The organism is Dehalococcoidia bacterium (assembly GCA_021295915.1).
Taxonomy (GTDB): domain Bacteria; phylum Chloroflexota; class Dehalococcoidia; order Lucifugimonadales; family UBA1123; genus VXRN01.
The window spans coordinates 366-7,883 of sequence record JAGWBK010000068.1 but is presented as its reverse complement, the minus strand read 5'-3'; the positions used below and the strand labels follow the sequence as shown (position 1 = coordinate 7,883).

Below are 7,518 nucleotides of genomic sequence, written 5' to 3'. Positions count from 1 at the left end.
ATCGTCGTGAGACACCGGGACAACATCCAGCGCCTGCTGAACGGGACCGAACGAAAGCTCGGTCACAAGGCCGATCTCGCGGTCGGCTGAATGGCCATCGTAACGGCGGTCGGCGCCACCAGTTGGGGCACCACGCTCGGCATCATCCTGGCAAGAGAGGGTCACGAGGTACGCCTGCTCGCCCGTACGGAAGAGGAGGCGGCCAGCATCGAGTCTGCCAGGGAGAACGCAAGGTTCGTTCCCGGTGTCCAGTTCCCGGAGTCGATGCACGCGCTGGCCGATCCCGTAGAGGCCCACGACTCCGCTGACCTGACCATATTCGCGGTGCCCTCACAGACACTGAGGACCAACGCCCGCGCAGTCGCCCACGCCATCCCGAACAGCACGGTCGTAGTTAACGCTGCCAAAGGACTGGAGCTGTCCAGCGTCAAGCGCATGAGCGAGGTAATCAACGAGGAGATACTGTCGCTCGATCACGGTGTGTGCGCTCTTTCAGGCCCCAATCTCGCCCGTGAGATCATCAGGTCGATGCCTGCCTCCACGGTGGTGGCGTCCAACGACCCTGCCGCCGCAACTGAAGCGCAGACGATCATCAACTCGTCCACCTTCCGCGTCTACACCAACGACGACCTCGTTGGCGTCGAGCTGGCGGGAGCGCTGAAGAACATCATCGCTCTGGGCGCTGGGATGTGCGACGGGATGGGATTCGGAGACAACACGAAGGCCACCTTCATCACTCGCGGGCTGGCGGAGATCGCCCGGCTGGGCGTTGCGGCCGGGGCCAACCCTGCGACGTTCGCTGGACTGGCGGGCATGGGTGACCTGGTCGCTACCTGCATGAGCACGTTGAGCCGCAACCACTACTTCGGCACCCAGATAGCATCCGGGAAGACGCTCGAACAGGTACGCTCGGATATGGACAGCGTAGCCGAGGGTGTGGATACGACCCGCGCCGCACTCGACCTTGCCGAGTCTCTCGGCGTCGAGATGCCCATCGCACAGGCGACCAATAGCGTTTTGTTCGGCGGTGTATCGGTGCCGCAGGCAGTACAGAACCTGATGGGTCGCGAGCCCAGGGCCGAGTAGCTACCTATCGGGAGTCCAGATCGCGGGGGCGTCGTCGGACTGCTCGGACGCGGGCTGCTCGCCTGGCGTCCACAGACCTGAGCTCGATTCCACACTGCCCTGCACCTGCTGCCCCTCGGGCGTCCATAGCGGCGCGCCGACCTCACCGTCCTCGCCCTGTTCGATCTGCAAGAGGTCTATCACGTCATCAGGGATGTCGCCCTGAGGGATGTAGTAGAAGTTGCCGAGTCCCACGCTGTCGATGAGTCGAGTGAGGATCGCAGCCTGGTTGTCCTGCGGAGCAGGGATATACGCAGGACGTCCCTGGTACCCGAACTGGACAACACCTGATCTCGCAAATGAGTCCGGTGCGTTGAGGACTCGCTGCGACTCTCGGAATCCACTTGTCTGCCTCAAGCCTAACGCCTCGGCATACTCGACAGCGCCCCACACGATTTCGTGCGCCAGGTCCGGCGCGATTGCGGTCGGCGGAACGCCGCCGTACAGACGTGGGATCACCTCGTTGTCGAACACCTCGGGCACTACGTTGGTAGCGAATGCGGTGTCTTTGATCCCTGTGCACAGGTAGTCCACCACGTAGTGGCCGAACACGACGTTCTCGCTGGAGTTGGTGCGTGCGAGGACCACTACTGCCGCGCCGCGCTCCTGCCAGCGCTCCTGCACCCACGCCCCTTCGATGGGCATCTCACGAGCGCGACGCAGGATGCGCGCAGGCGTCTCCCTCACGGACTCCTGTGACTGTCTGCGAGCCATCTTCTGCTTGCGCTGGGTGCGTTTCTTGAGCGCGCGCTGCTGCTTCTTATGCTGGTTGCTCTTGGTCTTCCGCGCCATCGTAGTATCCGTAGAATGCTAGATCAGGCTGCCGCGAGCAGCGCAACCCAGTCGCCGTCGATCTGCTGCCGTTCTATCGTCGCGCCCTCAGCAGTGAGCGCGTCCGTCACGCCCTCAAGGTGCTTCTCGATAACCCCCGACACGAGCAGGCGTCCGCCGGGAGCCATGCACTCGACAAGCTGGCCCGCCAGGTCCGTCACGACACGCGCTGAGATGTTCGCGAACACGAGGTCGAAAGACCTTGCCGGAGACTTCGGGCTTGGCAGGGTGCCATGCACCAGTTCGATTGCTCCATCAGCCCTGTTCAAGGCAATGTTGGCCCGGCCAGCCTTGACCGCGATCGGGTCGATCTCGAAGCCGACGGCGCGCTCTGCTCCCAGCTTCACGGCTGCGATGGACAGAATGCCGGAACCGCATCCCAGGTCCAGCACGCGGTCTCCCGGCGTCACAGTCTGCTCGATGAACTCCATGCACATGCGGGTGGTTGGGTGATGCCCTGTACCGAATGCCATACCCGGGTCGAGGTTAACGATGATCTCGTCAGGCTTTGCCTCGTACTCACGCCACGTGGGGCAGATCACGATACGCTCGCCGACCCGAAGAACGTGGAAAAACTCCTTCCAACTGTTCTCCCACTCGCTCTGGCTGACCCGGCGCTCGCGAAGTTCGGTCAGCGGTGCGAGGTGCGCGACAAGACGTACACCGACGTCTATCTGGGAGCGCCTGTGGTCGGTGGTGGGATCGTCGGGGAGATACGTCTTTACGACTACCCGATCGGGTACGGGCGGACTCTCACCCTCATCGGGGTTGAATCCTCCGGGCTGCTCGACGGCGACACCGCCCTCTCCGTAGCGATGAAAGATCTCGGTCAGAGGCTCAACGTACTCGGGCGGAGTCTCGATGCTCAGTTCCAGCCATTCGTCTGGCATCAATCGCCCGTCAGTGCGTCCTTGACCTTGTTGAACAGGCCCTTGCCGCCAACTCCCTCATCGCCCATCGACTCAGACAGCGCGCCGAAAAGCTGCCGCTGATCTTCGGTAAGCGACTTAGGAATCTCCACACGCACGGTGACGATCTGGTCGCCCCGGCGGTTGCTGCGCAGGTGGGGGACTCCCCTGTTCTTGAGCGTGATCCGGTCACCGGGTTGAGTGCCCGGCGGAATCGTGATCTTGTGCTCGCCTTCCAGGGTGTCAACCTCCAGGGTGGCGCCGAGTGTCGCCTGGGACACGCTAACCGGAATCGAAAGATGGATGTCGTTCCCAGCACGCTGGAAGACATCGTGGCCCAGAATATCGAGCACCACGTACAGGTCCCCAGGGCTTCCGCCGTTCAGTCCGGCCTCGCCCTCTCTGTTGAGCCTGATCTGGGTGCCATCGTCAATGCCGGCCGGAACCGTGACAGCGAGTTTTCTCTTGCGTCGCTCTCGCCCTGCTCCCCGGCACTGGGTACATGGGTCGGAGATTGTGCTGCCCTCACCACTGCACACGCTGCAGGTGTTCACCTGGACGAACTGTCCGAAGATGCCCTGGTGGGAGCGTCTCACCTGACCGGAGCCGTTGCAGTTGTTGCACATCGTCTTCTCAGAACCGGGCTCACTTCGTGATCCCTGGCAGCGCTCGCAGACGTCGATGCGCTGGATGTCGATTTCCCTCTCGACCCCGAAGACGGCCTCTTCGAAGGTGATGGTCAGCCTCGTCTGGAGGTCGTTTCCGCGCCGGGGTGCATTGGCAGACGTTCGTGTCTGGCTGCCGAATCCACTGCCGAAGAACGCGTCGAAGATGTCTCCGAATCCGCTGAAGTTGTCGAATCCGTCGAATCCCCTTCCGCCGTTCGCTCCAACAGCCGCGTGACCAAAACGATCGTAGTCCGCCCGCTTCTTCGCGTCGGAGAGTACCTGGTATGCCTCGTTGACCTCCTTGAAGCGCGCCTCTGCCCCCTCGCTCCGATTGCGGTCAGGGTGGAACTCTAGCGCCAGCTTTCGGAAAGCCTTCTTGATGTCCTCCTCGGAGGCGTCACGGGCTATGCTAAGTACGTCGTAATAGTCGCGCTTGCTGGTTGTCATAGGCAGAACTCGACAGGACTCGTGTTGCGTGGTTTCGGAACCGGAATCAAATGGGCCCGAATTCGGGGCACATGTAACCGCCATTATATTATCCATAGTCACATTCGACAAGTGGCGAGCTATTTCCTTGAGAAATCCTCATATTATGAGTTTACATCGCGCCTCAGGTCATATCAGTGCGATTACTGTCTAAGAGAGGTTTCATGACCTGCCGGGACGGATGGCAAGCGTTCAAGCGTCTCCGCTTCGCTTATAATGGGCGCTGCTATCCGACCAGTTGAGCGCACACTTACACATGCAAGTAATCGAGACCGTCGCCGACTTCAGGGCCATCGAGCGCACCTGCCCCCGCCCGCTTGGGCTCGTTCCCACTATGGGATATCTTCACGAGGGACACCTGTCCCTGGTGAGACAGGCACGCGCGGACAATGCCACGGCCGCGGCCAGCATCTTCGTAAACCCGACCCAGTTCGGCGAAAACGAGGATCTGTCCACCTACCCGCGCGACATGGATGGCGACCTCGACAAGCTCAAACGCGAAGGCGTCGACCTGGTATTCGCTCCACCGGCCTCCGAAGTGTACCCGCCCGGATTCGATACGAGCATCGATGTCGGAGCCATCGCCAGCAGGCTGGAGGGGGCGCATCGTCCCGGACACTTCACTGGCGTCGCGACCGTCGTGTGCAAGCTGCTGACGATCGTGAGGCCGGACAACGTCTACTTCGGACAGAAGGACGCCCAGCAGTGCCTCGTCGTCAAGCGTCTGAACGCCGACCTGAACCTCGGAGCCAACGTCGTGGTGATGCCGACAGTGCGCGACGCCGATGGGCTCGCGCTCTCGAGCCGTAATGCATACTTGGCCGCTGAAGACCGGCAGTCGGCGCTGGCGCTGTCGAGGGCGCTCCGGTTCGCTGAGACGATGTGCGAGGAGGGAGTCCGAGACGCGGCGACGCTCCGCAGCCAGATTACGATGATACTGAATACGGTGCCCAACGCCTCGATCGACTACATATCTATCGCAGACGCCGAGACGCTGGAAGAGTTGACCATCATCGACCGGCCTGCACTGGTATCCCTGGCCGTACACATAGGCAGGGTGAGGTTGATCGACAACGTGGTCCTGACGCCTTAACCCAATCGGCAAAGGCCAAGCCGAATGAATTTTCCCATAATCAAGAGTGTAAGTACCGAGGCCTCAGACAGGCATAATAGTTTAGACTTAAGTGGCCGAGTTTTCCGACATCGCAAGAGATCGTGAGGAATGCTCGCGCTTTAGTGTTTGACGGCACAAGGGAGTTGAGAAGGCAACGGTAGATGAGCTTAGACCCGAATAGGGTGGATACTTCCGCGGAGACCGACGGGGCGCATGGGACCCATATCGAGTCTTCTCACATACCCCCACGCAGTGCCGGAATCCTCAGAGCCCAGGCGGAAAGTTCCTACATTACCAGGGTCATCCGCCTGCCAGTCCAGAGGTACATCCACACAGAGTCGATAAGCGGCCTGGTACTTATTGCAGCGACAGTAATCGCGCTCGTGTGGGCGAACTCCCCCTGGTACGAGTACTATCGTGCCTTCCTGAAGACCCATCTGATGATCGATGTCGCGCTGTTCAGCATCGACATGTCGATACAGCACTGGATCAACGACGGCCTGATGGCGATATTCTTCTTCGTTGTCGGGCTGGAGATCAAAAGAGAAGCGATGTTCGGTCAGTTCTCAACGCTGAGAGGGGCCGCGCTGCCTGCTGTAGCCGCCGTTGGAGGGATGGTCGTTCCCGCCGCCATCTACCTCGCGTTCAATTTGGGCGAGGACGGTATGCGGGGCTGGGGAATACCGATGGCTACCGACATAGCCTTCGCCCTGGGCGTACTCGCGCTGCTGGGCAGGCGCGTCCCCATGTCGCTCAGGGTATTCCTGCTCGGTCTCGCAGTAGCAGACGACCTCGGGGCGATCCTCGTAATTGCAGTCGCCTACACCGAGTCCATTTCATTCATGCATCTGGGGATGGTCGCTGGGCTGATTGTACTCATGGTTATCGTGAATCGGATCGGTTTCAGCCACGCGGCAATTACCGCAGTGATTGGGATCCTGATCTGGGTGGCGATGCTCAAGTCGGGTGTGCATGCAACCATCGCAGGGGTGATCTTCGGTCTCCTCATGTCCGCTCGTCCCCAACTTGGAGCGAGAGAATTCGCAGAAAGGTCAGTGTTGCTGATCAGAGACTACAGACGGGCGATTTCCGCTGGCGACACCGAGCGCTCGAAAGTCATGCTCGGCGAGATGGAGGAACTGTCCCAGGGCACTGAATCTCCCCTGGAGAGGCTGGAGAGGCTGGCACACCCCTGGGCCAGCTATGTCATCCTTCCCATTTTCGCATTCGCCAACGCAGGGCTGCACCTGTCTGGCGTAGACCTTGGCAGTCTGTTTACAAGCGATGTCACCGTTGGAGTTATGCTTGGCCTTCTGGTCGGCAAGGTGGTGGGAATCACCCTGTTCCCTTGGTTGGCGTCCAGGTTCGGAATAGTGGAGCTCCCCCGATACGTGACGTGGACACACGTGATCGGCACCGGTTTCCTTGGAGGAATCGGATTCACGATGGCCATATTCATCACAGGTCTCGCCTTTTCCGATCCGGAACTGGTCCTGGGCGCCACGGCCGGCATCATGTGTGCCTCGGCTGCCGCCGGACTGGTGGGCTACTCCCTGTTGAGGATATCCAGCCATCGCTGGTAGGGACAGCCCGTCAAGGGGCTGTTCAGTTCGCAGCGGGTCCTTGACGAAGTAGCCGACCCTCGCTCACTTCGTCCGGCTCTCCAGGTAGAGCGGAGCGAGCATCCCGTCGACTGGCACGAAGTCGTCGGTCAGCACCACCTTGGGCTCGTCCGCGAACCACGACGCGAACGTGTCCTCAGGCATGAACTGGGTCACCGGGGTTATTCTACCCTCGAACATGTTGTCATCTGAAATATTATTTCTGAATTTATTGACTCTCATTTAAGGCAGTGATACGGTTTGACCGATCCCAGCAGGAGAATTCGCTTGAGTTCGGGGTGAATCAAGGAGGGCGTACAAACAGACAGGGTCAACATAGATGGGACGACATAGTGAGGAGGAGGAAAATCCTATGGGAGCGAATAGTGTACGACGTGTGGTATGGATTGCGATGGCGCTGATTGTCGTTCTGGCTTTGGCCTGTACTTCCGACGAACCCGAAGAGGAGCCTGCGGCACAGGCTCCGGCCGCCGCACCAGCGCCCCAGGCGACTGCTGCCCCTGCGCCTGCGCCGGCCACAGCTCCTGAGCCTACCATGATGGAAGGTCCGGAAGGCCACCTGCGTATAGCTCAGCAACGTATTGGACTTCCACAGTTCTACCCATCGCAGCTTACCTGGCCCAACGAGAGCAACCGCTGGGCATTTGGCGTCCACGAACCACCTGCGGTGATGACCCCGGACGGAAACAACGAGCCCCGCCTATATAAGGGCTGGGAAGTTGGCGACGAGGGAATAACTGTTGAGCTGCGAGAGGGCCTGCAAT

Annotated in this window: 8 protein-coding genes; 4 read left to right on the top strand and 4 right to left on the bottom strand. The window is 60.4% G+C overall.

Annotation, left to right across the window (positions count from 1 at the left end; translation table 11 throughout):
* Positions 1 to 90 precede the first annotated feature (90 nt).
* The gene (locus J4G14_14495) at positions 91 to 1,086 is read left to right on the top strand and encodes an NAD(P)-dependent glycerol-3-phosphate dehydrogenase (GenBank protein MCE2459000.1); all 996 of its coding nucleotides are present in this window, start codon (positions 91 to 93) and stop codon (positions 1,084 to 1,086) included.
* Here the strand turns inward: J4G14_14495 and J4G14_14490 are convergent, their stop codons facing one another.
* Genes J4G14_14490 through dnaJ form a run of 3 tightly spaced genes read right to left on the bottom strand, consistent with a single transcriptional unit; the run spans position 1,087 to position 3,979 of the window.
* Positions 1,087 to 1,917 (bottom strand): hypothetical protein, encoded by an 831-nt coding sequence (locus J4G14_14490; protein MCE2458999.1) that lies wholly within the window; start codon positions 1,915 to 1,917, stop codon positions 1,087 to 1,089.
* Between the two features lie 23 nt (positions 1,918 to 1,940).
* Positions 1,941 to 2,846 carry a 50S ribosomal protein L11 methyltransferase gene (gene prmA, locus J4G14_14485; protein MCE2458998.1) on the bottom strand — a complete coding sequence of 302 codons (906 nt, stop codon included), beginning with the start codon at positions 2,844 to 2,846 and terminating at the stop codon, positions 1,941 to 1,943.
* Positions 2,846 to 3,979: a molecular chaperone DnaJ gene (dnaJ, locus tag J4G14_14480; protein MCE2458997.1), complete on the bottom strand. Its 1,134-nt coding sequence runs from the start codon at positions 3,977 to 3,979 to the stop codon at positions 2,846 to 2,848. The genes prmA and dnaJ overlap by 1 nt, the downstream gene beginning before the upstream one ends.
* A 295-nt stretch (positions 3,980 to 4,274) precedes the next feature.
* On the opposite strand from dnaJ, the gene panC reads away from it, so the two are divergent.
* Positions 4,275 to 5,111 carry a pantoate--beta-alanine ligase gene (panC, locus tag J4G14_14475; protein ID MCE2458996.1) on the top strand — a complete coding sequence of 279 codons (837 nt, stop codon included), beginning with the start codon at positions 4,275 to 4,277 and terminating at the stop codon, positions 5,109 to 5,111.
* A gap of 182 nt (positions 5,112 to 5,293) precedes the next feature.
* On the top strand, positions 5,294 to 6,715 hold the full coding sequence (gene nhaA / locus J4G14_14470) for a Na+/H+ antiporter NhaA (GenBank protein ID MCE2458995.1): 1,422 nt from the start codon (positions 5,294 to 5,296) through the stop codon (positions 6,713 to 6,715).
* Between the two features lie 63 nt (positions 6,716 to 6,778).
* On the opposite strand, the gene J4G14_14465 is transcribed toward nhaA, so the two are convergent.
* A complete protein-coding gene (locus J4G14_14465; protein ID MCE2458994.1) occupies positions 6,779 to 6,934 on the bottom strand; it encodes a hypothetical protein in 156 nt (51 codons plus the stop codon).
* Positions 6,935 to 7,106: 172 nt separating this feature from the next.
* Here J4G14_14465 and J4G14_14460 point away from each other — a divergent pair.
* Positions 7,107 to 7,518 (top strand): hypothetical protein (locus J4G14_14460; GenBank protein ID MCE2458993.1); only part of this gene is annotated, 412 nt, incomplete at its 3' end.

Excerpts from the sequence above, each read along its gene's own strand:
- J4G14_14495 (MCE2459000.1), top strand. The coding sequence starts at position 91 with ATGGCCATCGTAACGGCGGTCGGCGCCACCAGTTGGGGCACCACGCTC.
- J4G14_14490 (MCE2458999.1), bottom strand. The coding sequence starts at position 1,917 with ATGGCGCGGAAGACCAAGAGCAACCAGCATAAGAAGCAGCAGCGCGCG.
- prmA (MCE2458998.1), bottom strand. The coding sequence starts at position 2,846 with ATGCCAGACGAATGGCTGGAACTGAGCATCGAGACTCCGCCCGAGTAC.
- dnaJ (MCE2458997.1), bottom strand. The coding sequence starts at position 3,979 with ATGACAACCAGCAAGCGCGACTATTACGACGTACTTAGCATAGCCCGT.
- panC (MCE2458996.1), top strand. The coding sequence starts at position 4,275 with ATGCAAGTAATCGAGACCGTCGCCGACTTCAGGGCCATCGAGCGCACC.
- nhaA (MCE2458995.1), top strand. The coding sequence starts at position 5,294 with ATGAGCTTAGACCCGAATAGGGTGGATACTTCCGCGGAGACCGACGGG.
- J4G14_14465 (MCE2458994.1), bottom strand. The coding sequence starts at position 6,934 with ATGTTCGAGGGTAGAATAACCCCGGTGACCCAGTTCATGCCTGAGGAC.